Source organism: Bacteroidota bacterium (assembly GCA_023957335.1).
Classification (GTDB): domain Bacteria; phylum Bacteroidota; class Bacteroidia; order NS11-12g; family UBA955; genus JALOAG01.
The window spans coordinates 478,528-502,380 of the sequence record JAMLHC010000002.1 but is presented as its reverse complement, the minus strand read 5'-3'; the positions used below and the strand labels follow the sequence as shown (position 1 = coordinate 502,380).

The 23,853-nt window shown below is 38.1% G+C and carries 22 protein-coding genes and 1 pseudogene; 14 read left to right on the top strand and 9 right to left on the bottom strand.

Annotated elements, in window-relative coordinates; translation table 11 throughout:
* Nucleotides 1-2 precede the first annotated feature (2 nt).
* From ccoN to M9892_05555, 8 genes are all read left to right on the top strand, one after another.
* Nucleotides 3-2,168 carry a cytochrome-c oxidase, cbb3-type subunit I gene (gene ccoN, locus M9892_05590; protein MCO5253823.1) on the top strand — a complete coding sequence of 722 codons (2,166 nt, stop codon included), beginning with the start codon at nt 3-5 and terminating at the stop codon, nt 2,166-2,168.
* Nucleotides 2,169-2,177: 9 nt separating this feature from the next.
* Nucleotides 2,178-2,375, top strand: a complete 198-nt coding sequence (locus tag M9892_05585; protein ID MCO5253822.1) for a hypothetical protein — start codon at nt 2,178-2,180, stop codon at nt 2,373-2,375.
* A gap of 3 nt (nt 2,376-2,378) precedes the next feature.
* A complete protein-coding gene (locus M9892_05580) occupies nt 2,379-3,248 on the top strand; it encodes a c-type cytochrome (GenBank protein MCO5253821.1) in 870 nt (289 codons plus the stop codon).
* Nucleotides 3,249-3,259: 11 nt separating this feature from the next.
* Nucleotides 3,260-4,684 (top strand): cytochrome c oxidase accessory protein CcoG, encoded by a 1,425-nt coding sequence (gene ccoG, locus M9892_05575; GenBank protein MCO5253820.1) that lies wholly within the window; start codon nt 3,260-3,262, stop codon nt 4,682-4,684.
* A 1-nt stretch (nt 4,685) separates the two neighbouring features.
* A complete protein-coding gene (locus M9892_05570; GenBank protein ID MCO5253819.1) occupies nt 4,686-5,156 on the top strand; it encodes a FixH family protein in 471 nt (156 codons plus the stop codon).
* Between the two features lie 2 nt (nt 5,157-5,158).
* Nucleotides 5,159-5,929: a sulfite exporter TauE/SafE family protein gene (locus tag M9892_05565; protein MCO5253818.1), complete on the top strand. Its 771-nt coding sequence runs from the start codon at nt 5,159-5,161 to the stop codon at nt 5,927-5,929.
* A gap of 82 nt (nt 5,930-6,011) precedes the next feature.
* Complete coding sequence (locus M9892_05560) at nt 6,012-7,340, top strand: transglycosylase SLT domain-containing protein (GenBank protein MCO5253817.1); 1,329 nt, start codon at nt 6,012-6,014, stop codon at nt 7,338-7,340.
* 9 nt (nt 7,341-7,349) lie between these two features.
* Nucleotides 7,350-7,964 carry a DUF1684 domain-containing protein gene (locus M9892_05555; GenBank protein MCO5253816.1) on the top strand — a complete coding sequence of 205 codons (615 nt, stop codon included), beginning with the start codon at nt 7,350-7,352 and terminating at the stop codon, nt 7,962-7,964.
* Nucleotides 7,965-8,054: 90 nt separating this feature from the next.
* Here M9892_05555 and M9892_05550 read toward each other — a convergent pair whose 3' ends face one another.
* A complete protein-coding gene (locus M9892_05550) occupies nt 8,055-8,597 on the bottom strand; it encodes a DUF1697 domain-containing protein (protein ID MCO5253815.1) in 543 nt (180 codons plus the stop codon).
* A 178-nt stretch (nt 8,598-8,775) separates the two neighbouring features.
* On the opposite strand from M9892_05550, the gene M9892_05545 reads away from it, so the two are divergent.
* Nucleotides 8,776-9,000 carry a hypothetical protein gene (locus tag M9892_05545; protein ID MCO5253814.1) on the top strand — a complete coding sequence of 75 codons (225 nt, stop codon included), beginning with the start codon at nt 8,776-8,778 and terminating at the stop codon, nt 8,998-9,000.
* Between the two features lie 169 nt (nt 9,001-9,169).
* Here M9892_05545 and M9892_05540 read toward each other — a convergent pair whose 3' ends face one another.
* From M9892_05540 to M9892_05530, 3 genes and pseudogenes are all read right to left on the bottom strand, one after another.
* Entirely contained in the window at nt 9,170-10,072 is a 903-nt protein-coding gene (locus M9892_05540; GenBank protein ID MCO5253813.1) for an IS3 family transposase, read from the bottom strand.
* Nucleotides 10,072-10,446, bottom strand: coding sequence for a hypothetical protein (locus M9892_05535; GenBank protein ID MCO5253812.1), 375 nt, complete (start codon nt 10,444-10,446; stop codon nt 10,072-10,074). The genes M9892_05540 and M9892_05535 overlap by 1 nt, the downstream gene beginning before the upstream one ends.
* Nucleotides 10,447-10,452: 6 nt before the next feature.
* Nucleotides 10,453-13,133: pseudogene (locus M9892_05530) on the bottom strand (class I SAM-dependent DNA methyltransferase).
* Between the two features lie 732 nt (nt 13,134-13,865).
* Between M9892_05530 and atpD the strand changes: the two are divergent.
* Together atpD and atpC are read left to right on the top strand one after the other, a co-directional pair.
* Nucleotides 13,866-15,374: a F0F1 ATP synthase subunit beta gene (gene atpD, locus M9892_05525; protein MCO5253811.1), complete on the top strand. Its 1,509-nt coding sequence runs from the start codon at nt 13,866-13,868 to the stop codon at nt 15,372-15,374.
* An 8-nt stretch (nt 15,375-15,382) separates the two neighbouring features.
* Nucleotides 15,383-15,616: an ATP synthase F1 subunit epsilon gene (gene atpC / locus M9892_05520; protein ID MCO5253810.1), complete on the top strand. Its 234-nt coding sequence runs from the start codon at nt 15,383-15,385 to the stop codon at nt 15,614-15,616.
* A 92-nt stretch (nt 15,617-15,708) separates the two neighbouring features.
* Here atpC and M9892_05515 read toward each other — a convergent pair whose 3' ends face one another.
* The 3 genes from M9892_05515 to M9892_05505 are packed head-to-tail and all read right to left on the bottom strand — an operon-like array spanning nt 15,709 to nt 18,800.
* Nucleotides 15,709-17,466 carry a S8 family serine peptidase gene (locus tag M9892_05515; GenBank protein MCO5253809.1) on the bottom strand — a complete coding sequence of 586 codons (1,758 nt, stop codon included), beginning with the start codon at nt 17,464-17,466 and terminating at the stop codon, nt 15,709-15,711.
* Nucleotides 17,453-18,094: a hypothetical protein gene (locus M9892_05510; protein ID MCO5253808.1), complete on the bottom strand. Its 642-nt coding sequence runs from the start codon at nt 18,092-18,094 to the stop codon at nt 17,453-17,455. Before M9892_05510 ends, M9892_05515 begins: the two co-directional genes overlap by 14 nt.
* Before the next feature lie 43 nt (nt 18,095-18,137).
* Nucleotides 18,138-18,800 carry a hypothetical protein gene (locus M9892_05505; protein ID MCO5253807.1) on the bottom strand — a complete coding sequence of 221 codons (663 nt, stop codon included), beginning with the start codon at nt 18,798-18,800 and terminating at the stop codon, nt 18,138-18,140.
* A gap of 25 nt (nt 18,801-18,825) precedes the next feature.
* Here M9892_05505 and M9892_05500 point away from each other — a divergent pair, with 25 nt between their 5' ends.
* The 3 genes from M9892_05500 to M9892_05490 are packed head-to-tail and all read left to right on the top strand — an operon-like array spanning nt 18,826 to nt 21,989.
* Nucleotides 18,826-18,963: a hypothetical protein gene (locus M9892_05500; protein MCO5253806.1), complete on the top strand. Its 138-nt coding sequence runs from the start codon at nt 18,826-18,828 to the stop codon at nt 18,961-18,963.
* Nucleotides 18,964-18,988: 25 nt separating this feature from the next.
* Nucleotides 18,989-19,642 (top strand): hypothetical protein, encoded by a 654-nt coding sequence (locus M9892_05495; GenBank protein ID MCO5253805.1) that lies wholly within the window; start codon nt 18,989-18,991, stop codon nt 19,640-19,642.
* A 55-nt stretch (nt 19,643-19,697) separates the two neighbouring features.
* Nucleotides 19,698-21,989 carry a UvrD-helicase domain-containing protein gene (locus M9892_05490; protein MCO5253804.1) on the top strand — a complete coding sequence of 764 codons (2,292 nt, stop codon included), beginning with the start codon at nt 19,698-19,700 and terminating at the stop codon, nt 21,987-21,989.
* A 6-nt stretch (nt 21,990-21,995) separates the two neighbouring features.
* On the opposite strand, the gene M9892_05485 is transcribed toward M9892_05490, so the two are convergent.
* Both M9892_05485 and M9892_05480 read right to left on the bottom strand, forming a co-directional pair.
* Nucleotides 21,996-23,231 (bottom strand): cystathionine gamma-synthase family protein, encoded by a 1,236-nt coding sequence (locus tag M9892_05485; protein ID MCO5253803.1) that lies wholly within the window; start codon nt 23,229-23,231, stop codon nt 21,996-21,998.
* A gap of 157 nt (nt 23,232-23,388) precedes the next feature.
* Nucleotides 23,389-23,814, bottom strand: a complete 426-nt coding sequence (locus M9892_05480) for a DUF5684 domain-containing protein (GenBank protein ID MCO5253802.1) — start codon at nt 23,812-23,814, stop codon at nt 23,389-23,391.
* Between the last annotated feature and the right edge of the window lie 39 nt (nt 23,815-23,853).

Below are 23,853 nucleotides of genomic sequence, written 5' to 3'. Positions count from 1 at the left end.
AAATGGAAGAAACAAAAAGCACAAACGTCTCGACAGGACTTGAGACATTTTACTACGACAACAAGATTGTCAGAAACTTTGCTTATGCCACTGTTCTTTGGGGCGTGGTCGGAATGTTAGCCGGTCTTTGGGCTGCATTGTCATTATATTTTCCCGAAGTTAATTTAGGTTTACCCGCTACCACATTCGGACGTATGCGTCCTGTACACACGAATGCGGTGATTTTTGCTTTTGTGGGCAATGCCATTTTTGCAGGAGTGTATTATTCACTTCAAAGGTTAACCAAAGCCCGTATGTTTTCGGACACACTCAGCAAAGTTCATTTCTGGGGTTGGCAACTGCTCATTCTTGCAGGCGCTTTGACACTCTGGATGGGTTTTACGCAAGCAAAAGAATATGCTGAACTTGAATGGCCACTTGACATTGCTATCACACTACTTTGGGTTGTGTTCGGTATCAACATGATGGGTACAATCCTGAAAAGAAGAGAAAGGCATCTTTATGTTGCCATTTGGTTCTATATTGGTACTTGGGTTGCTGTGGCTATGTTACATATCATCAATTCAATGGCTATGCCTTATGCAATTTTTGGAAGTGTAAGTTGGTATGCAGGTGTTCAAGATGCATTGGTACAATGGTGGTATGGGCACAATGCCGTTGCATTCTTCCTTACTACACCCTTCTTGGGATTGATGTATTACTTTATTCCTAAAGCGGCAAACCGCCCTGTGTATTCTTACCGCTGGTCTATCATCCACTTCTGGTCTTTAATTTTTATTTATATATGGGCGGGTCCTCACCATTTGCTCTATACAGCACTTCCTGAGTGGGCGCAAGGTTTGGGAACTGTTTTCTCTATCATGTTGATTGCACCTTCATGGGGAGGAATGTTGAATGGTTTATTGACATTGCGTGGCGCTTGGGACAGGGTTCGCGAGGATGCTATTCTCAAATTCTTTGTGGTGGCGCTTACTTGCTATGGAATGGCAACTTTTGAAGGTCCTATGCTTTCATTAAAGAGTGTAAATGCCATCAGCCACTATACAGATTGGACGATAGCGCACGTGCATGTGGGCGCATTGGGCTGGAACGGATTTCTTGCTTTTGGTATGTTATATTGGATGATACCACGTCTATTCGGAACAAAATTATATTCCAAGAGAATGGCAAATCAGCATTTCTGGATTGGAGTCGTGGGTATAGTTTTTTATGTGATTCCTTTGTATTGGGCTGCATTCACACAAAGTTTGATGTGGAAACAGTTTACACCGGAAGGCACATTGAAATATCAATTTATGGAAACCGTAAATACAATTCTTCCCATGTATGGATTGAGAGCATTAGGAGGAACTATCTATCTGATAGGGGTTTTCTTGATGATTTACAACTTATTTAAGACCATTAAATCCGGCAAATTAATTGAAAACGAAATGGCTCAGGCTGCGCCTCTGCCTAAGTTGGAAGTTAAATCCAATGTAAAAGAACATTGGCATACATGGGTTGAAAAAAGACCTGTCCAAATGGTTATTCTATCCCTGATTGCAGTAGGTATTGGCGGATTGGTAGAAATGGTACCGACTTTCTTGATTAAATCAAACGTACCCACCATCAGTAGTGTGCAACCCTATACTGCATTGGAACTTTATGGAAGAAGCATTTATATTCGTGAAGGTTGTTACACTTGTCATTCACAGATGATTAGACCTTTCAGAGATGAAGAAGCACGTTATGGTGAATATTCAAAAGCAGGTGAGTTTGTGTATGACCATCCTTATCAGTGGGGTTCCAAAAGAACCGGTCCTGATTTGCAAAGAATTGGCGGCAAATATCCTGACAGTTGGCACTACAATCACATGTTAGAACCAAACTCCATTTCAGCAGGGTCAATCATGCCGGCTTATCCTTGGCTTTTCAATGATAAAATTGACAAAAGCAAAACATACAGTATGATAAAAGCTATGAAACGACTTGGAATTCCTTATGCTGACGGTTACGAAAACCAAGCGAATGATGATATGGATAAGCAAGGGGCTGAAATTCAGGCTTCGCTCAAAAAAGACAAAATTGAGGTGGCAAAAGACAAAGAGATTGTCGCCTTGATTGCCTACTTGCAAAGACTTGGAACAGACCTAAAAAAAGAAAATAAAGAGTTAGGCGATTCAAAATAAATTGAACAAATGAGATTCATAAATTCCTTGAAATCTATTGAAGGTGTAAGTATATATCCCATATTCACGCTGATATTGTTTATGGTTATTTTTATACTTGCTGTCATCTTGATTTTTTCCAAAAGCAAGAAAACCATCAACGAAATCAAGCAACTTCCCTTAGAAGATTCTCAAATTAATTCTCAAAACAATAACAACACGCATTAGAAAATGAAAAAGACAAATAAGAATTTAAAGCATTTTGTATTAGCAACTACATTCCTGTTGATGCCCCTTTCGGGTTTGTTTGCCAATGACGCAAACACAGTAGAAGAGATTCACCTGATTGCAGGTATTCCTGCAGGTTATTTTTATACCATCTTCGGTATTCTCTTATTGATTGTGATATCTGTTATCATATTAGTTGCGTCTATCAACAAAGCCATTGCGCCTATTATCAAAGAGATAAACGACAAAAAAGGTATTACAAGGAAATCTTGGTGGGAGAAAATGAATGAAACCAAAAGCCTTGATGCGGATTCAGAAGCAGCTGTTGACATGGGTCATGATTACGATGGTATTCGCGAACTTGACAACCCTACACCTCCTTGGTGGGTTTGGGGATTTCGTCTCAGCATGTTGTTTGCAGTAGTGTATTTGTGGGTTTATTTTGTAGGAAAAAATGCACCATTGCAAATAGAGGAGCTCGCGATTGCCAATGCTCAAGCAGAAAAAGCCAAAGCAGAATATCTTGCTAAAACGGGCAATATGGTTGATGAAAATAATATCCCCACACTTACAGATGCTTCTGAATTGGCTATAGGCAAGGATTTCTTTGTCAATAACTGTTCTGCCTGTCATCTCGCAGACGGAGGAGGTATGATTGGACCAAACCTCACAGATGATTATTGGATGCATGGCAATACATTAAACGATATTTTCAAAACCATTAAATACGGTGTGCCCGGTACCGGAATGGTTGCTTGGAAAAACAACTTTTCAGACAAGCAAATAGTACAGATAACAAGCTTTGTAAAATCACTTCATGGAACCAAACCTATGACTGCCAAAGAACCTGAGGGCGAGTTAATGAAAGATTAAAGTTTGTGAACATGAATGAAGAGTTAAATAACAAAGAGATTCCGGTTTGGGATCAATCCTTTCGCGACCATCTGACCACTGTATCAGAAGACGGCAGCTCCAAATACATCAAACCTACCAAACCCAAAGGAAAATGGTTTAATCGAAGAGTAATACTGGCTGTATTATATTATGCAGGTTTCTTTAGCATTCCTTTTATCAAAGTCAATGGACGACCGTTGATGTTGTTTGACTTCTTTGACGGCAGATTTATTTTGTTTGGTAAAGCTTTTTGGCCACAAGATTTCTTTATACTTGGAGTGATTATGCTGGCAGCCATTCTGTTTATTGCCATATTCACTGTGGCTTATGGTAGAATCTTCTGCGGGTGGATTTGCCCTCAAACCATTTTTTTGGAAATGCTGTTTCGCAGGGTGGATTTTATTGTGCTCGGCTCCCCGGCTAACCACAGAAAATGGGCTAATGCACCTATGTCTGCAAAGAAGATTGGAATCTTTAGTTTGCGTTATGGGCTTTATTTGATACTCTCTTTTATCATTGCCAATACTTTTCTTTCTTATCTGATTGGAATAGATGAACTCTACAAGATTATTACCGAGCCTGTGAGCCTTCATGTTGCAGGGTTTGTGGGCATTATCATCTTTACTGCAATATTCTTTAGTGTATATGTATTTTTGCGAGAGCAGGTTTGCACCAACATTTGTCCCTATGGACGTATGCAGAGCGTGTTATTGGACAAACATAGTATAGTTGTTGCCTATGACTATATGCGTGGTGAACCCAGAGGTAAATACAAAAAAGAGCAAGGAGATTTGGGAGACTGTATTGATTGCTTTCAATGTGTCAATGTGTGCCCTACCGGTATTGATATCCGAAACGGAACACAGTTGGAATGTGTAAATTGTACCGCCTGTATAGATGCCTGCAATTTTATGATGGACAAAACCGGACGTCCGCAAGGTTTGATTCGCTATGATTCCGAATTCAATATTGCTAACGAAAAGACATTTAAATTTACACGAAGACTCAAACTCTATTCTGCAGCTTTGGTGTTGTTGGCAACCGCGATGATTGCGCTACTTGCTTCCATGAGCAATATTTCAGGTCAGGTTTTGAGAACTTCGGGTTTGCTTTATCAGGAAAGAGGAGCGGATAGTATTTCTAATTTATTCAATATAAAGGTCATCAATAAAACCTTATCAGACAGGAAACTTGATTTGAGATTGGAAGGCATGGATGGCTCTGTTCAATATGTTGGCAAACCTTATATAGACAGTAAGGCAGACGATTATTCATCTGCTACTTTCTTTGTGATTTTGCCCAAAACAGAGGTCAAAGAAAGGAAGAATCCCATCAAAATTGGTTTGTATGAAAATGGCGAGTTAATCAAAACCCTTAAAACCAATTTTTTAGGACCTGTTTCAGGATATCAATAAAATGGCAAGACAAGAACGAAATTACGGATTTTGGAATTGGGGTACCGGCATTGCATTGGTGCTGATATTGGGGGCTGCTGCACTGATTTTTCTTGTTTACAAAACCACCCAAGTTAATTTCTCAATGGTTGAAAAAGACTATTATTCAGCAGAGCTTCAATTCGACAGCAAAAAAGCCGCACAAGCAAACACACGCTCACTTTCATCCCCAATAAACATTCATCATGATAGCGGTTTTTTGATAATACGGTTTCCAAAAGAATGTATTGGCAGTAATATACAAGGTGGACTTGTTCTATACCGTCCCTCAGACCAGAGATTGGATATTGAAATTCCATTACAACTCGACAAAGACGGGATGATTATCATAGAGGATTCCAAGCTCATATCCGGCAAATATATTCTCAAAGGCAATTGGCAAATGAACGGCAAAAGTTACGATGTGGAACAAGCTTTCTTCGTTACAAAATAGCCATGTTCTCAAGATTAGCCACGATATTCGCATTTGAAATTAACGAACAAATAAATTCCGTGTTTTCACTCATTCTAATTCCGGCATTGGCATTGGGCTTTTTGGGAAGTTTTCACTGTGTGGGTATGTGCGGACCGATTGCTCTCTCTTTGCCTGTGGGGCATTTGAAAGGTGCTAAAAAAATATTGGGCATCTTGTCTTACAATCTGGGCAGGGTTTTTACCTATAGCGTTTTAGGAATTGTTTTTGGAATTATTGGAAAAACCTTTGTTTTTTTTACTACCCAACAAATGTTTTCTATCATCATGGGCATACTCATGCTGATAGTTTTCATTTTGACTTTGGCAGGCAAACGACTTTTCAACAATACAAGGTGGTTGCAATCTTGGAATCGGATTTTGAGTCAAAAGATGGCGCCCTTTTTTCAACATAAAAACCCATTGATATTAACCATCATAGGACTATTGAACGGGCTGCTGCCCTGTGGGCTGGTATATGTTGCAATTGCCGGTGCATTAGCTTTTGCATCTCCTTGGGAGTCCGCACTTTTCATGGCGGGATTTGGGTTTGGAACACTGCCTGCAATGGCTGCTGTCAGCCTTGCACAAGATGTTATCAGTTTATCTTTTCGCAATGCCATTCGCAAAGCCACCCCTTATGTTATCGGGTTGATAGGTGTTTTATTTATTCTCAGAGGGATGAACCTGAATATTCCATACCTAAGCCCAAGTCTGCAAAAAGGCAAGGTTGAGTGCTGCACCCAGCTGCCCTAAAGCTATTTTCAATTATAGTTTTTTGGGGTTTATAAGTACTTTTTGATTGCTTATAAAAAACAATTTTTTATGGTAAACTTCGTTGAAAACTCTATTGATGTATGTTGTAATTGCTCAATTAAAACCTTTGTTTTGTGCGTTGATAACCGACACCATGCAAAAGTCTCTATCCTTGTTGCTGTTCCTTGTGCTTTTTTTTGCCGCAGGTGCTATACAATCTCAAACCGATACCAGCCGAACTACATACGCTAAAGACCCATATTTCCTTAAACTCTCCAAGATACAATCAGAAATTCCGGTTTTTTATAACAATGGCGTGAGGCTTGAAATCATGAATCTTCTCAGAAATCAAGGTCACAAAACTTCGGAACTATTAGGGAAATCAAGTTTTGCAATCAAGAATTTAGGACCTTATTTCGACAGCCTCGGGCTGCCTCGTGAACTAGCCTTAATCTCAGTCGTAATCAGTCAGTTCAACACCAATTATGTGGAACCTTCCACGGGAGCTTCGGGTGTTTGGCCTCTCACCTATTCCACCGCCAAGCGATATCGCCTAATTACCAATTCATATATAGACCAAAGACGTAATCTATGGCTCTCAACATCGGTTGCCGCTAAGTATCTATATGACTTGGAGCAGATTTATCAGGACTGGCATTTTGTAATTTCAGCTTTCTACGTAGGTCCCATCAATCTGAATATGGCAATCCGAAAAGCAGGTAACTCGCTCGACTATCCGTTGGTGCATGAATCTCTGGAGTCTAATCAAAGACAATGTTTGGAAAAATTTATGGCACTGTGGTACATGTACAATTACCATAACGATCACAAGATTAATGAAAACGTCTATGCAATTCCCCAAAGCGATACAGTTTGTACATCCGTTGCGTTGAGCTTGGACTATGTGTCTGACAAATTAGGGGTTAAACAGAGTATTGTATCTTTATTAAACCCTGATTTTATCGAAGGAATAGTGCCCGAAATACCTAATTGTACTTGTTTTAGACTACCTACTGCATTGGTTCAAAACTATAAAACGCAACGCGACAGCATAGAAATAAGAGTGCAACAACAAGATACAATGCAACGAGACTCAACACAAAGAGACTCAACTCCAACCGTTGCACCTGCCAACATGAAAACTCCAACCGGAGTGCCGGTTAACACAGATGTATCATCCGACCCAAAACTCATTTATTATACAGTAAAGAAGGGCGACAATATGGGTTTGCTATCTAAACTCTTTGATTGCAGTATTCATGAAATTAGAAAATGGAATAACATCAAAGGCAATGTACTATATGCAGGTGCCAAAATAAAACTCTTTGTGCCGGGAGATAAAATTGCCGAATACAAAAAAATTAATACTATGTCCGCTTCTCAAAAGCAGGCATTGGCAAGGCGTAAATAATTTATTATCATGAAATCTATCTTCATTGCTTCTGTAACTTGGTGTGCATGCATGTTTTTGTTCAGCTCATGTAATCAGTCAGGTTCTACCCGCAGCAATGAGGAAGAAACATACATTCAAAATCTATTGTCTGCCAGACTAACACAAGATTCACTATTTAGAATCAGCAAAGAATCCCCTTTTTATCGATACAAGAATTTTACAAAACTCAATTATTTCAAGCCTGACTTTGACTTACGAATACGAGTGAAAGCTAATACACAAAGCAATCCGGAAATAGTTCAGTTTGAGACCAATACAGAGCGGAAGCCTGTGTATATGAAGAAGTATTTCTTTGTTTTTAATCTGTCCGGAACGCAAGATACATTATGGGGTTTTGTCAATAATGAAGCCCCACAAAGGGTTTTTGTACCATTCAAAGACCTCAGTAATGGTAATACCACCTATGGCGGAGGACGCTACATGGACATTGAAATTACACCCGCTCAAGACTCTTTATGGCTGGATTTTAATACGGCTTATAATCCCTACTGTCACTATGATACAGGCTATTCTTGTCCAGTTGTACCTTTCGAAAATCGTTTACATATAGCCATTGAAGCAGGCGAGAAATTATACCACTGATATCTGTTTTCTGGATTAACAGTGCTGTATATACTCAGCTTCATTTCTTGCATTGAATTTTCTCAGTAGTCAATATGAACTGCTTGTGTTTTACGCAATTTCTTGTGCTATTTTTAAAAGTTCATTTGTTGTTTTCCAGTTTCTTGTTGTCGCACCTACCTTTAATTTTGTTTCCAAAAAGTTATTACTCAATTTTGATTTTCCATATCCATTTGGGCAATACAAGTAAACAGCATTGTCAGTAAAAGATATTGCTTCTCCGCTTAGTTTCTTTTCTTCTATTGTCTTGAGGTCAATCATTTGTGGTTTTGAAGACAGAAAAGTAACGTGTAAAAAAGTTTTGTCCTTATCGTTTAAAAATGGATTGTTGTCAATGATTTGCTTCAACTTATCAATAGTCAAAACGATTACGGGAACATCAAAACCAAAATCCTTTTTAATTTGTCGTGTTATTGTTTGCGCAAGTTCGTCAAGTTTTGCTTTGTCTCCTGAAAAAACATCGTTTCCACTTTGCACATATGTCGTAACGCACCGAAAGCCTAAATTTTCATACGATTTTCGTAAAGCTTCCATTTTGATAAGTTTTTGTCCGCTTACGTTAATTCCTCTCAGTATTGAAATGTATGTTGTCATTCGTGTTCTGTTTTCCTGTTAGCACGGTCATCCTACGGTTACTGCTAATGGCAGTCTGTCTAAAAACTTAATTTACCATCCATTACTTTGCAAGACTAAGCAAATAAATCCACTTTCAGGCACTTAAAAGTAGGTTTGTAATAGAAGACACATCAAACTTTTTGGAAAAGAAACTGATTTGGCTTCAGTCTTTACCAAGTATGAATTTCATGCAGTAAATATACTGACAATCAATGTATTAGACAAATTATTTGGATGTAACGGTTTGGCGCTTGGCGCAGTGGCGGATTTCGGAGCACAAAACTGTCATTACACCACAAAAGATGATGCGTGTATCGTCCTGAAAAAAGTTGACACTTTTTTGGTTCTAAATCCTGTTACAAGTTTACACATTTTTCAGTAATCCTAAATATGGTTTACATTTGCATTGGAGACTAAACGAAAGCAAGCTCTGCTGGAGAGCAACTTGCTAGGGATACATCTCCGGGTGACGGAATAAAACGTCTTATTAGCCAAGTGTAACAGCTTGGCTTTTTTATTCTTGAACCCTTCATGCCTGAAAAAAACTCATTTTACGACATAACAACCTCCTTCTTTTTTGAATAATAATTTTTCCATCTGCGTTTTAGTTCTCCCTCTCGTAAATGAGCTTCAATAGGAGTTAACATATCAATACTGCTATGCGGTCTTTGATAGTTGTAGATGCTAATTGCAGCCGCAATAGCTTGTTTAGCTTCCTGATAATTGATGTATATTTTCTCCAACAACTCATCTTTCAAAATACCGTTTACCCTTTCTGCAATTGCATTTTCTAAAGGATCACCACTTTGAGTCATGCTAATTTTAACAAAGTGTTTGTCAAGTATTGAAACATAATCGGCACAGCAGTATTGGCTACCTCTATCAGAATGATGAATGAGTCTTCCCAGTTGCGGATTATTTTTTAAAGCCATTAGTAATGCTTTTATACAGCCATCTGCCGATAGTGTTTCTGATAAGTAAAACCCTACTATCTTTCTGCTGTAAGCATCCGTAATCAGCGATAAATAAGCAAAGTCATCTTTCAACGTGATGTAAGTAATATCACTTACCCAAAGTTGATTGGGAGCAGTTGGAATAAAATCAATTATCAGGTTTGGATATTTTCGCATCCAATGATCAGAGAAAGTTGTAACTGGAACTCTACGTTTTCTTTTCCTTATCAATAGTTTATGAGTTGCCAGCAAATCAAACATGGCATCTCTGCCAATCTCAATATGTTGTTCTCTCATAAATCCTTCCATTTTAAACAGCAGTTTTCTTGTTCCTAATCGCTTTAGCGTTTTTCTGATTTTCAATACTTCCTGAAGAATTAAATCATGCTGCAATGCTTCTTTTTCCGATTGTTTGATAAACTTATAAAAGGCTTGCCGACTGTAACCAAGCAATGAGCAAAGCGTTTGTATGCTTCGGCTTTCGCTTTGCCCTATATTCATTATTGCTTGGTGCCAAGCTTTTTTTTCCAGTCGGTTCCTGTTTCTTTATTGGCAATATTGATGATTTCTTCAAGCAGCTTATTATGCAATTGCTGCTTTTTAAGTTCCTTCTGTAGGAGCTTAACTTCGTTTGGTAATTCAGGCTCTTTTACGCCTGTTTCTTTTTCCCGTTTGCGTTTCATCTTTTCACGCCATGTTGGTTTTCGACCTTGATATTCCAAAACCCAATCGCAAATACTACGAAATGGAATATCGTACTTCAATCCAAGTTCTCGATAAGTGTAGTTGCCCGATAAATATTCGGCAACAATTTCCTCTTTTGTTTTTCTTTTTTGACTCATTTTTGTGCGAAATAAAGTTAACATTTCTGTCAACTTATTTCAGGACAAGTCAAATAAAAATACCATTCTGTTTGCCTCACTTGTAAATGCTTGTGGTCTGTAAGCCAAGTCCACTGCTTTGTCTAATTCGTTGTGTGCTTTGATTAAAGCTGGAGGCATTGTTAAAGGGTCGTATAAATCAGCAAGTGAACTGTTAGGAAATTGCTGTCTAGCATCTAAAACCGCTAATGCTTTTTCTTCTATCGCTTTTAATTGTTTGTCTGTTGGTTTTTCGGGAAATGGATAATTATTGTAAACAATATCTTTTGAGTAACGATAGTCGCTTTTTAGTCTTCCGCATATGTTTTTAACCCAAGCCATATGCATTGCACTCGTTAATATGCCAAAGTGATAAAGTGTTCCGCTCGGCACAATTAAATTTAGATTACTCGAAATAACATTTGATTTCTCAAAACCCATTGGAATATATTTTCTTCTTTCCGAAGAAACGCTAGGAACAACAATATAATCAACGCCTTTTGGTTGCGTAATTTGAGCAAATAAATGAGGAATTTGTGCAAGCTGTGGACGTGATGATTTTTCTCGAATTGTTTTTACTTTTTGAACTCTGTCTAAAACCAATTTTAAAGATTTCAATTCTGTTGGATTAATGTCTTCCAACCATAAACACCAACGTTCTTTGTTATTAATAAATTCTTCAGAACCGATAAATTTTCTAAAATACTTTTTGCATTGGGTTCTTTTGCCAAAAACTCCTCCTTTTCTTCTGTTGTAAAAAGCAATTCGCCTCCGTCAGCAGGCATATTTCCAAAACACATTTCTGGGACATTTGAAATTGCTTTTTGTCTTCTTTCAACCAAAATATCTTTCGCATCAACCAAATAAGGATTGATGTTTTTTACTTTTATTTCGTGTGCTTCACCTTTTATGTCTTCGTATTCAAATATCCGTTTTTCATTAGAGTCGTAGTTTGCGAAGCCAACTATAACACAATAAACAGCGGCATTACCTTTTGCTTCGTTGTTCCATTTAAAAGTTCTATGAGCAAAGTGAATTTTGATTTTATATTTATGAAAAAGCAAACCCCAAATAATTCCGACTTGCTCTCCTTGAGCAATTGAATTAGTTGATACAAAAGCAACTTTAATTTTTGTGTCTTGAATATATTGAGCTGCTTTTACATACCACGCTGTTACATAATCTAAAGTTCCGCCACCTGTTACGCCTGCAAATATTTTTTCCATATCCGCTTTTTGTTCAGGTTTTTGAACTTGTTTACCAATAAAAGGTGGATTTCCGAGAATGAAAGAAAGTTCATTTTTGGAAACTATGCTTTCCCAGTTTGTTTGTAATGCGTTTCCGTGAATAATTTTTGCGGATTTCTTTAACGGTAAACGAACAAAGTATTGCCCAAATTCATTGCTAATTTGCATATTCATTTGGTGGTCAATTAGCCACATTGCAACTTCTGCAATTCGTGCAGGAAATTCTTCATATTCAATACCACACATCATATCAACGTCAAGCCAAATAATATCTCTTACGTCTAAAACTCCTTGTCCACTTTTGTTTGATGCTCTTAAAATTTCTAATTCTAACAATCGTAATTCTCTGTAAGTAATTACAAGAAAGTTTCCGCAACCGCAAGCAGGGTCAAGGAATTTAAGGGTGCTTAATTTTTTATGAAATTCAGGAAGTTTGTTTTTATTGTCTTTGATGCTTTCAAATTCTTTCCAAAGGTCATCTAAGAAAAGCGGTTTGATAAGTTTTAAAATATTGGTTTCGCTTGTGTAATGTGCTCCTAAGTTTCTGCGTTCTTTTGGGTTCGTTACGCTTTGAAACATTGAACCAAATATCGCTGGAGATATTTTGCTCCAATCAATGTAACAGCAGTCAAGTAAGGCTTGACGCATTTTTGTGTCGAAACTTGCCGTAGGCAAGTTTTCTTCAAAAAGTTTTCCGTTTACATACGGAAAGTCGGCAAGTTGCTCATCAAGATTTTTAAAACGGTTTTCCTTTGGTGTGTTCAGCACCTGAAAAAGTTCTTGCAGTTTGGCTGCAAGGTCGCTTCCGTCTTCTGCTGTCCGTTGTTCTAAATATTCCTGAAATTGTTGTTTATTGAAAATTGTCGTGTCTTCGGCAAACAGCAAAAATAAAATACGAACCAAGTAAACTTCTAATGGATGTCCTGTGTAGCCGATTTCTTCAAGTCTGTCGTGAAGTTTACCCATTAACTCGGCTGCTTTGATGTTAGCAGGGTCTTGTTCTTTGTAAACCTTTTTTTGATAACCTAAAATGTAACCGAAATGCTGAACATTATTTACAAGGTCGTTGAGTTTAAATTCTACGGTTTTATCTTCATCAAGGTCGTAAAGTCTAAAATTTTCAAAGTCGGAAATGAGAATGTATTTCGGTAATTCGTGCTGTTTTAGTCCGTGTGTATATTCTTTTGCTTGCTGATAGGCTTTGTCAAGGTTTTTGCCCCTGCTTTTCATTTCAATTAAAATTGTTCCTTTCCAAAGCAGGTCAATGTAACCGTCTTTGTCGTCCAGTTTTTTCACTCTGTGTTCAAAAGTCGAAACACGTTTACTGCTAATGCCAAATACATTAAAAAACTCAACTAAAAATGGCTTTGCGTCTGCTTCTTCATTTGAAGTATTTGCCCATTCTTTTGAGAATTTTAATGCTCTATCTTTTATTTCGTTCCAGCTTAATGCCATTCTTATATTGTCAAGTTGCTAAGATAATTATTTAAAGTCCTAATGTCATTCTGTGCGTTGGCGAAAAATGGCTCTTTTGGTTTTGCGTAGGGTCGGCTTGTGTGTCGGGCAAAACCAAAAGAGCCACTTGTACGGTTGGCTAAAATTGAATTAAAAAAAAGTGCGGAGGGAAAAAATAAAAAATACAGAAGGATCGGCAATGAGTGTCGGCTTACTTGATGTCCGATTTCAATATGGTCTATATGTCTTTGGTCACTCGTCAAAATGGTTTACTTTTTCTGTTAAATTGTCTGCCTGTCGATGGTTGTTGTGTCGTCCGCTACGCTTGCACCTAACTCTTAAATATCTGCAATACTAAACCAAATTCTACATATATTCAAGTGATTTTAAGTCTGCATACTGCTTCATTGTTATAGTTTGTACTTGCAGATATTTGCTTAAGCAAGTGGGGTTAGATGCCCAAAAAATGAGTTTACTCAAAACAGAAAACACAAGCTAATCCAAAAACTCTTAGGAATAAAAACATTAACTTTATCAATACAACGCTACAGAGCAAGAAATTGCTAAGCTCAAAAGTCCCTTAAATAATTTGTAACAGCGACTCAAAACATAAAATAGGGGATTCTGTTAAAAAAAAAAGTTATAGGAAAAAAAGGTTTGAGATTTTTTATTGTGGTTCAAAAGATTATTTTTGCGCCACGAAAAACAAGCTGTTTAAACCCTAATAAATACATGGCTAATATAGGAAAAATATCACAGGTTATCGGTCCTGTTGTTGACGTTACGTTTCAAGGAGCAGGAGTTGAACTACCCAAAATTTACAATGCAATGACCGTTCAAAAAACGGATGGTCAAGTAATCGTACTCGAAGTACAACAACATTTAGGAGAGCGTACTGTGCGTGCAGTTGCGATGGACTCCACAGACGGATTGACCAGAGGAATGGCAGTTACTGACCTTGGACAAACTATCCAAATGCCGGTAGGAGAACAAATCAGAGGTCGTTTGATGAATGTTGTGGGCGAAGCGATTGACGGAATTGATGTTTTGGACAAATCCAAAGGTCGTTCTATCCATGCAGAAGCGCCTGTTTTTGAAAACCTTTCTACTTCATCAGAACCACTTTATACCGGTATTAAGGTTATTGACTTGTTAGAGCCTTATGCAAAAGGGGGTAAAATTGGTCTTTTTGGTGGTGCAGGAGTAGGCAAAACCGTGTTAATCATGGAATTGATTAATAACATTGCAAAAGCCTATGATGGTATGTCAGTGTTTGCCGGAGTGGGAGAGAGAACCCGTGAAGGAAACGACTTGTTGCGAGAAATGATTGAGTCTAACGTAATTCGTTATGGCGAAGAATTTAATAAGAGCATGGAAGAAGGTGGTTGGGATTTGAGCAAAGTAGATAAAAACGAACTTGTAAAGTCTCAAGCTGCACTTGTGTTTGGCCAAATGAATGAACCTCCCGGTGCGCGTGCAAGGGTTGCACTTTCCGGTCTTGCGGTAGCTGAACAGTTCAGAGACGGTGATGGCGAAGGACAAGGCAAAGATATTCTGTTCTTCATTGACAATATTTTCAGATTTACACAAGCGGGTTCTGAGGTGTCTGCATTGCTTGGACGTATGCCTTCTGCGGTGGGATATCAGCCTACATTGGCGTCTGAAATGGGTACTATGCAAGAAAGGATTACTTCTACCAACAGAGGTTCTATCACTTCTGTGCAAGCGGTTTATGTACCTGCTGACGACTTGACTGACCCTGCACCGGCTACTACTTTTGCGCACTTGGATGCCACGACAGTACTTTCTCGTAAAATTGCCGAGTTAGGTATTTATCCTGCGGTTGACCCATTGGATTCTACCTCGCGTATTCTTACTGAAGATATTCTTGGAAAAGAGCATTATGCTTGCGCACAAAGAGTTAAAGAATTACTTCAACGCTACAAAGAGTTGCAAGATATTATTGCAATTTTGGGTATGGATGAATTGAGCGAAGAGGATAAACTTGTGGTACTCAGAGCCAGAAGGGTACAAAGATTCCTTTCTCAACCTTTCCACGTTGCTGAGCAGTTCACCGGTCTAAAAGGTGTATTGGTTGACATTAAAGACACAATCAAAGGTTTCAATATGATTATGGATGGCGAAGTTGACGAATATCCTGAAGCTGCTTTTAACCTTGTGGGTAACATTGAAGATGCTATCGAAAAAGGTAAAAAAATGTTGGCTGAGGCTGCTAAATAACCCTGTTTATGTTAGAAATTAAAATCATCACTCCCGATACAACTCTTTTTGAAGGCAATGCTGATTCTATTATATTGCCGGGTGCTAAAGGTAGTTTTCAAGTATTGAAAGGACACGCCCCCGTTGTTTCAAACCTTGTGAAAGGTAATGTTGAAGTGGGAAATGGAACAAAAAACGAATCATTTGCTGTTGAAGGCGGTATTGTGGAAGTGTTGAACAATAAAGTGATTGTTCTGGTTTAAAAAAACGATTTATATATTTAGAAACAAAAAAGACTGTTCATTTGAACAGTCTTTTTTGTTATATTGATTTGTGAGATTTGTCAATCAACTCTTTACCCTCCCACTGTCAGAGAGCGTTGATAAAACATGTATTTAGACTCTATCTCTATCATGTAATTGCCTCTTTGAAGTTTGTTTTTGAGTATATAGTTAATCAGCCAAGGTGTGCTGTAAAACTGACCTTCTGTGAGTGTTACTTTGGTTCTAGTAACTTTTTTGTATTTGCCGGATTTGTTCATTTTCTTTAATGAAAATGTAACCTTCTGGTCATAGGCAGAATACATTTTTAAGGAAGCGATAGCAAAGCCTTTTTTGAGGTCATTTTCAAAGACAAAATTTTGAGTTGTATCAAACTGAGGTATTTTGCCCAAAATCACAAGTGCCATTGTAAAATCTGGTACTCCATATCCATACATATTGTCAGGCTTTGCATAGTGTGTGCTGCTTTTGAACACAGCTTCTTTAATTTCTTGTAAACTCTTGTCCGGACAAGCCTGAATCATACAAGCCATCATTCCTGCCAAAACGGGATTTGAAAAAGAAGTACCATTTGACGGAACTATTTCACCATCCGATTCAGCTACAATGGTATTGGTTGCCATCGCTGAAATATCGGGTTTCACACGGTTGTCATAGCTGGGTCCGAATGAACTAAAAATAGAAGGAGTCATATATACATCCACCCCACCGGATGCCACGACATTAATGCCGTCCGCAGGTGCACCGATATAGTGCCAAGGAGAATAGCCTTCGTTGCCGGCTGAATTCATGACCATGATGCCTTTCTCGAAAGCTTTGTCGGCAGCACGGGTGATTAATGTAGTATTTCCATCCATGTCAGAATAAGTGTGCGAAAACTCTTTGTCTGTAAAGGTTGTATATCCAAGCGAGGAGCTAATCAAATCTGCTCCTATACTGTCAGCATATTCGGCTCCTGTCAACCAATTTGATTCTTCTAATCTGGATTCATAGCCTTCGTTTTCTGTCCTTACAAGAACAAAGTTTGCATCCGGTGCTGTACCGACAAATACGCCCGGAATGTTGCCGGCTATACAACTCAATGCGTTGGTTCCGTGTGAGCCGTCCTCCCAAACACTGCCATCAAAGTTGACAAAATCTGTATAAGAAATAATTTTATGATTGAGCATCAAACTGTCAAACGCGGGTAGCTTATTAACATTTTGAAATCCAACATCTAATACCGCAATCAAAACACCTTTGCCTTTGTATCCGGCTTGGTGAACCACGTGTCCGGATAACATTTGAATTTGTTCTAACCCTGCGCCATAATACTCATTAAGATTTAAATCCCGATTATTGATATAACTGAGTTTTAAGTTTTTAATCTTTTCATCTAATATTTCTGCTTGACCGGTTAAGCCGGTTGTATCTTTTTCACCGGACGCGGGTGTGCGCCCGATGTGCTCAAAAGAAGCGACAAAGGGAAGTGAGAGCAAGTCTGAAGTTTTGGTTTGCATGGTGTCCATGTTGATTGTTACAGTATTGAACCAACGTGAAGTATATAAAACATGAACACCAGGGAGTTGGGCAATTTGGTTTTTATAGTGATTGTTTACGGGAATATCTTCGTTGTTGATGGGGATTCCAAGTCTTTTTCTGCGTTCAATAGCGCGAGGGCTTAGAAATGCTTCGGGTTTGTCTATGCTGAAAGGAGAGCCTGATTTATCCTTTAAATGAACAATAAATTGTTGATTCATTTGGAGTGAGTCTTCTGCCTGCAATCCGGTAATAGTTGCAATACAATAACACAAAAATAGTGCGGTGAGTAGTATTTTCTTATTTGTAACCATATTCTATGAGTTCTTTATTTTCTTTTATTCCTGACGGTATATTATTGACAAATTCAATATTTGTGTATTCGCGCGACACTAAGCCGATTCCTTCCGAGTATATTTCTTTCCAATAGTTGCTTTCAAACGGCAAATCTCGCCCAAGTCGGGTGATTTCCATACTTCTTCCTGCTTGAATTATACCATTACTATAAGAATCCATCTTTTTACTATACATAAGCAAATACTGAGGTTGATTGTTGTAGGTATTATAATCCCAAACAGATTCTTCATGCATAGGTAAAGTCAAAATCACATTTCGTTTATTTTCTATCACCGCTTCTACATGAGTTTTGAGACCAACATAATAGTATGAGCGCACGGACTCCCATTGGGCTGCATTGCTGTCTTTTGTGAAAACCTCAATACGCATGGCATTTCTGCCCAAATTATCTTTGAAGAATGTGTCTTGTTCAATTCTTTCTATCAAATGCAGCGTGTCGGAAGTTTGATTAAAAGCATCAAAATGTATAATTTTCACTTTGTACTGATGGTACATTTTAGTTTTGATTGGAAAGTAATTTGTGCCTAATTGATTATTGTCAAAATCCTCAAATTTGTCTTTGCGACAGGAAAACCACAGCATCATTGGTGCCATTAACAATATCAATATGAATGACTTAATCCTCATTTTATCTGTATTCCCTCAGTGTGGTTATTATTTTCTTTCCGGAAACTTTGCCGTCAAAACGTTGGATATAAGTGTTGACTGAATATATCATTCCTACATTCTTTGCATAAACTTCATAAGAGTTGATTTCGGTGAGTGGTGTATAGAGTTCGTATTGTTGAATAGTGGCTGTTTCGGAGAATTTAAAATTAAGTATTTCAAACGGAATGCCTACATTTTTGTAAGAATATATTTGTGCGGGAAGATTGTTGAATGTGTTTGCATCCCATTTCTTGCCATTTCTCACAGGGAAACTCATTTTGATAGTTCTGAAAGTGTCTGAGTAATTGACAATCGAATTTTGAGTCAATTTGATAACACTCACCCAGCGATTTTTGGGGTCATTATATCCTTTGTCGGGATTGTCATATTCCACTCGTAATGAAGATGTCTTTGAACTGTCAATAAAAGTGTTTATATACCTGATTCTTAATCGCGAAGTAATTGTATCAACAGATTGGTTGAATTCGTCAAAAATGATAGAATCCACTTGATAAATATACTCCCTGCCGGAATTGAGCGGAAAATACTCTGTGCCCAGAATATTGCTCATATCCTCCTTCTTGTTTTCACATGAAAGAAGCATGGTTGCCACCAAACAAAGTAATACTATAATGGGTCTCACCTTGACTTTTGTGCTCAGTATTAAAATGCAAAAATACATGAAAGACGGCAAACCGTATATGAAGTTTATTGGATTGCTCAAAGACACATACCAAATACCCCTGTCCATAAGCCGTTGGTCAATTTATCAACGCCATTGGAAAACTTGTGGTTTATTCTTTTAAATATCATGGTAATTTTGCCCGCTATATGGTACTCATTAAAAATCAAAGAAAGTTTTGGAGTATTGCCAAGTTCCCAATTCTGATACTTTTAATTATTGTTAATACAGCTACCAAAAGAGTGGAAACTCCGCGTCCACAGAAGAAGGTTTTTAAACTTGTCTATTTCAAAAGTGATTTACCCAATAAGTTTTCTCAGGATAGTCTAAACCTTAATGAAATACCGGGTATGCAAGAATTATTTGAGATTGCAGATTATTATCTGGGAAAATATGCAGTTTTTTTTATTGCCATTAAAATTGAGGAGTCCGGTGCCGACAAGAAGCCAAGTTGGCTCGCACGCAAATACAATAACCTGACCGGAATGCGTTTTCCTAAATCTCGTGAGACTTATGCCATTGGAGCCACCAATACCAACTACGCTATCTATAGAAATTGGTTTGAAAGCATGCTCGATTTCAAAATTTATATGGAAAATATGGATAAGTCTTTTGCAAGGAAAAAAGGTCGAGAATATCAAGATGAGATGGAAATGTTAAATCATTTATACAGCTATTTCAATGGATTTGAAAAGTGGTATAACGATATGCGTTTTTTAATACCTTTTGTTCAAAGGAAATATGCCAAGAGCCTTCCTGATAAGGACAATTCAAATGATATACTGATTTTTGATTACATGTGAGTTTTGCGTGGGGAAATAGTTTTCTCACACAACAATTCAACCTTATTTTTGAAACATGGAAAACATGGAGCTTGCTCCTTTTTTGAAAGATTTAGATGAGTCTCAAAAAGAGGCTGTTATGTGTCTGGAAGGACCTTTGATGGTGCTTGCCGGTGCGGGTTCGGGCAAAACAAGAGTACTTACCTATCGCATCGCTTTACTTATGTATCACGGGGTTGACCCTTTCAATATTCTGGCGCTTACCTTTACCAATAAGGCTTCACGTGAAATGAGAGAACGTATCGAGAAAATTGTTGGTCCGGAAGCTAAGAACTTGTGGATGGGAACTTTTCACTCGGTTTTTGCCAGAATACTCCGTTCCGAAGCCGTCAAGATTGGCTACCAGCCTAATTTTACAATATTTGACTCTGATGATGCCAAGAGTATGGTAAAAAGTATTATCAAAGAAATGAACCTCGATGATAAACTCTACAAAGCATCTGTGATTTATAACCGTATTTCATCCGCCAAGAACAATCTCATTACAGCAGAGGAATACCTTGCTTCTTATGAATGTTCAGTCAATGATGAAGCCAACGGAAGACCAAAAACCGGTGAAATTTTTGTTGAATATTCCAAAAGATGTTTCAAATCCAATGTCATGGATTTTGATGACCTGTTACTCAATACCTATAAGTTACTCAAAGAACATCCCGAAGTGTTGAACAAATACCAACATCAGTTTCACTATGTGTTGGTGGATGAATATCAGGACACTAATCATTGTCAGTATATGATTATCAAAAAGTTGGTTGCGGTCTCTCGCAATATCTGTGTGGTGGGCGATGATTCGCAAAGTATTTATTCTTTCAGAGGAGCCAACATTCAGAATATTCTCAATTTTGCAGTAGATTATCCCGAGCATAAAGTTGTGAAACTCGAACAAAACTATCGCTCAACCAAAACAATTGTAGCAGCGTCCGGAGATATTATTAATCACAACAAACAAAAACTTGACAAAAAAATTTGGACTTCAAACCCTGAAGGAGACAAAATCAACGTGATTAAAGCCCTTACCGACAAGGAAGAGGGGACTATGGTAACACAACAGATATATTCTTTAATTCACTCCCAAGGTTTTAAGAATGATGAAATTGCTATTTTGTACAGAACCAATGCACAATCAAGAGCATTTGAGGAATCACTCCGAAAAATTAACATTCCCTATAAAATTTATGGAGGTTTGTCCTTTTATCAACGCAAGGAAATCAAAGACCTGATTGCCTATTTGCGCCTAACCGTGAATCAGAAAGATGAAGAAGCACTTAAACGCGTTATCAATTATCCAGTCAGAGGAATTGGAGATACAACCATTCAGAAAATTGTTTACATAGCAAATCAATACAATGTAACTCTTTGGGATGTATTAGAGAAAGCCCATCATTTCGATGTGTTTGGAGCTGCTTTGGGGAGAATTCAGAATTTCTATATGATGATTTGCAATTTTCGCGATATCGCAAAAACCAAAGATGCTTTTGATACCGTTGACTATGTTGCCAAGCAGTCCGGCTTGCTCAAACATTTGCATGAAGACAAGACCCCCGAAGGGATTTCGCGCCATGAGAATATCATGGAATTGCTCAATGGAGTCAAGGAGTTTTGTGAAGATGATACCAATGAAGCCGATAAAACACTGGATGCATTTTTGCAAGATGTTGCACTACTTACTGATGTGGACAAACAGGACGATTCCGAGCATGAAAAAGTGAAGTTGATGACGATTCATGCTTCTAAGGGGTTGGAATTTCCGGCAGTTTTTGTTGTGGGCTTGGAAGAAAATTTGTTTCCTTCTTTTATGACCTTGCAAAGCAGGTCGGAGCTGGAGGAGGAGAGGAGATTGTTTTATGTTGCCGTTACCCGTGCCGAAAAAAAATTGCATCTAAGTTATGCCACATCTCGTTTTAGGCATGGAAATTTATTGTATTGTGAGCCCAGTCGTTTTTTGCGCGAAATCGAGCCGCGCTACCTGAATACAAATGACATGTTTAAAGGCAAGCCAATGCCTGACAAGGTTAGTGTGTTTGGCAATAAAGAAAACCGTGAGAGTTCAAGTAATAAATTTACCATCAATCCGGCTTATCATCATCAATTTGCTTCGCCCAAACAACAGATATCAGACCCCAATTTCACAACAGATGATTTGTCGGGGTTAGTGACAGGCACAAGGGTTATGCACCAACGCTTTGGCAAAGGGATAGTTGAGTCAGTAAGTAAGGAAGGGGTAAACAGCAAGGCGGTGGTTAATTTTGAAGAAGCCGGTTCTAAAACCTTGGTTTTGAAATTTGCAAAAATGAAAATATTGGGATAATGGTTTTTACACCCTTTCTAAGGCTTGTCTAATATCCGCAATGATATCTTCATAGTTTTCAACTCCTACAGACAAACGCACCATCTTTTCGGTAATGGATAGTTTTTGTCTATCTGTCGGGTCCACATCGCAGTGCGTCATGGTAGCTGGGTGTTCAGCAAGACTTTCTGTGCTACCAAGGCTTACGGCAAGTTTGATAAGTTTCAGTGAATTCAGAAATGTGAAAGCTTCTTTTTCCCCACCTTTAATATCAAACGAAATCATAGCCCCATTACTAAGACATTGTTTTGCTTTGATTCTGCCTTGCGCACTGTCTTCAAGAATGTTGCCTAAAAAATACAACTTTTCAACCTTGGGATGGGTAATTAAGTAATCTGCAATTTTATTGGCATTTGCAGATTGAGTATCCATGCGGACTTTTAGTGTTTCTAAGCTTCTGAGCAAGAGCCATCCCGTGTGTGGACTTGCCATATTGCCCAAGAACGTTCGCATGGCACGCACTCTGGGCATAATAGATTTATTGCCCAAACACGCACCTGCAATTATATCACTATGCCCTCCTATATATTTTGTTGCAGAATAGAGCACAAGGTCGGCTCCATGTGCCAATGGATGTTGCCAAAGTGGTCCCATATATGTGTTGTCAACAGCTACAAAAACCTCTTTCTCCGGTTTTGAAAAATGATTGGCTACTGCCTTGCAGATTGAAATGTCAATTAGGTCGTTGGTAGGATTGGCAGGGGTTTCAGTATAGATAAGTGCTAATTTGTCGGCTAAACCGCTTTTATTCACCATTGCAATAATTTCTTCTTGGCTTTGATGAATGCCAAACTCCAAGATGTGGATGCCAAATTGAGGAAGTACTTTCTTCACAAAATGGTCTGTGCCTCCATAAACCGGACTGCTCATCAAAAGTAAATTGCCGGGACGCAGGAATTCCCAAAACACAGTGGAAATAGCAGCCATTCCGCTCTCAAAAACACAACAATCTTCTGCTCCTTCCCACAAACAAAGACGGTTCTCGAATATTTCAAGATTTGGGTTGTTGATTCTGCTGTATATCAATCCCAATTCTTCCGTTTTGCCTTTCTCTCTATGTCCATAAGCAATTTCAAAAAAAGCTTTGCCTTCTTCTGCTGTTTTAAAAACAAAGGTAGAAGTCATAAAAATCGGGCTTTTTACAGCTCCTTCGGATAGCTCAGGCTTGTAGCCATAAGACATCATTAAACTTTCAGGTTTCATCTGTGTTTGCGTGTTTTGAGGATGTCAAAGATAAGATAAAATGAGTCTCAGCTAAGTGCTATGATTTTGGTAATAAAGAGCACACCTACTTTGCAGCAAACAAAAAGCCCGTGAGCGTTCACAGGCTTTTTGTTGGTTTGAGTCAGCGAAATAGTGCTTAATTAGAATCCGGGGTGTTATTATTGTCTGCTACTACATACTTAGCATCCCCAAAGGCTAAAATAGGAATGAAAATGATGCCAAGAAGAATCAAGCCTACAGCAAAGCCTCCGCCTTGTCCAAAAACCTTTGCCAATTCAATGTAAAGAATGATGATTACAATCAAGTTAACAAATGGAATTAAAAGAAGAATAATCCACCAAATAGGTTTTCTTACAATTTCTAATAAAATTACCAGATTGTAAATAGGTACAATGGCAGCCCAGCCTGGTTTGCCCGCCTTTTCAAATACTTTCCACATACTGATAATCATTAAAAGAACGATTAAAAAATAAAAAATCAATAAGCCTAGTCCTATACCGCCAAATAAGGCGGCAATCAAGCCTTGATTTTGTTCAAATTGAGCCATGTCTACGTTTTCCATAAAATAATTTTTTTAAGTTATAAATATTGTTTTTGGTAG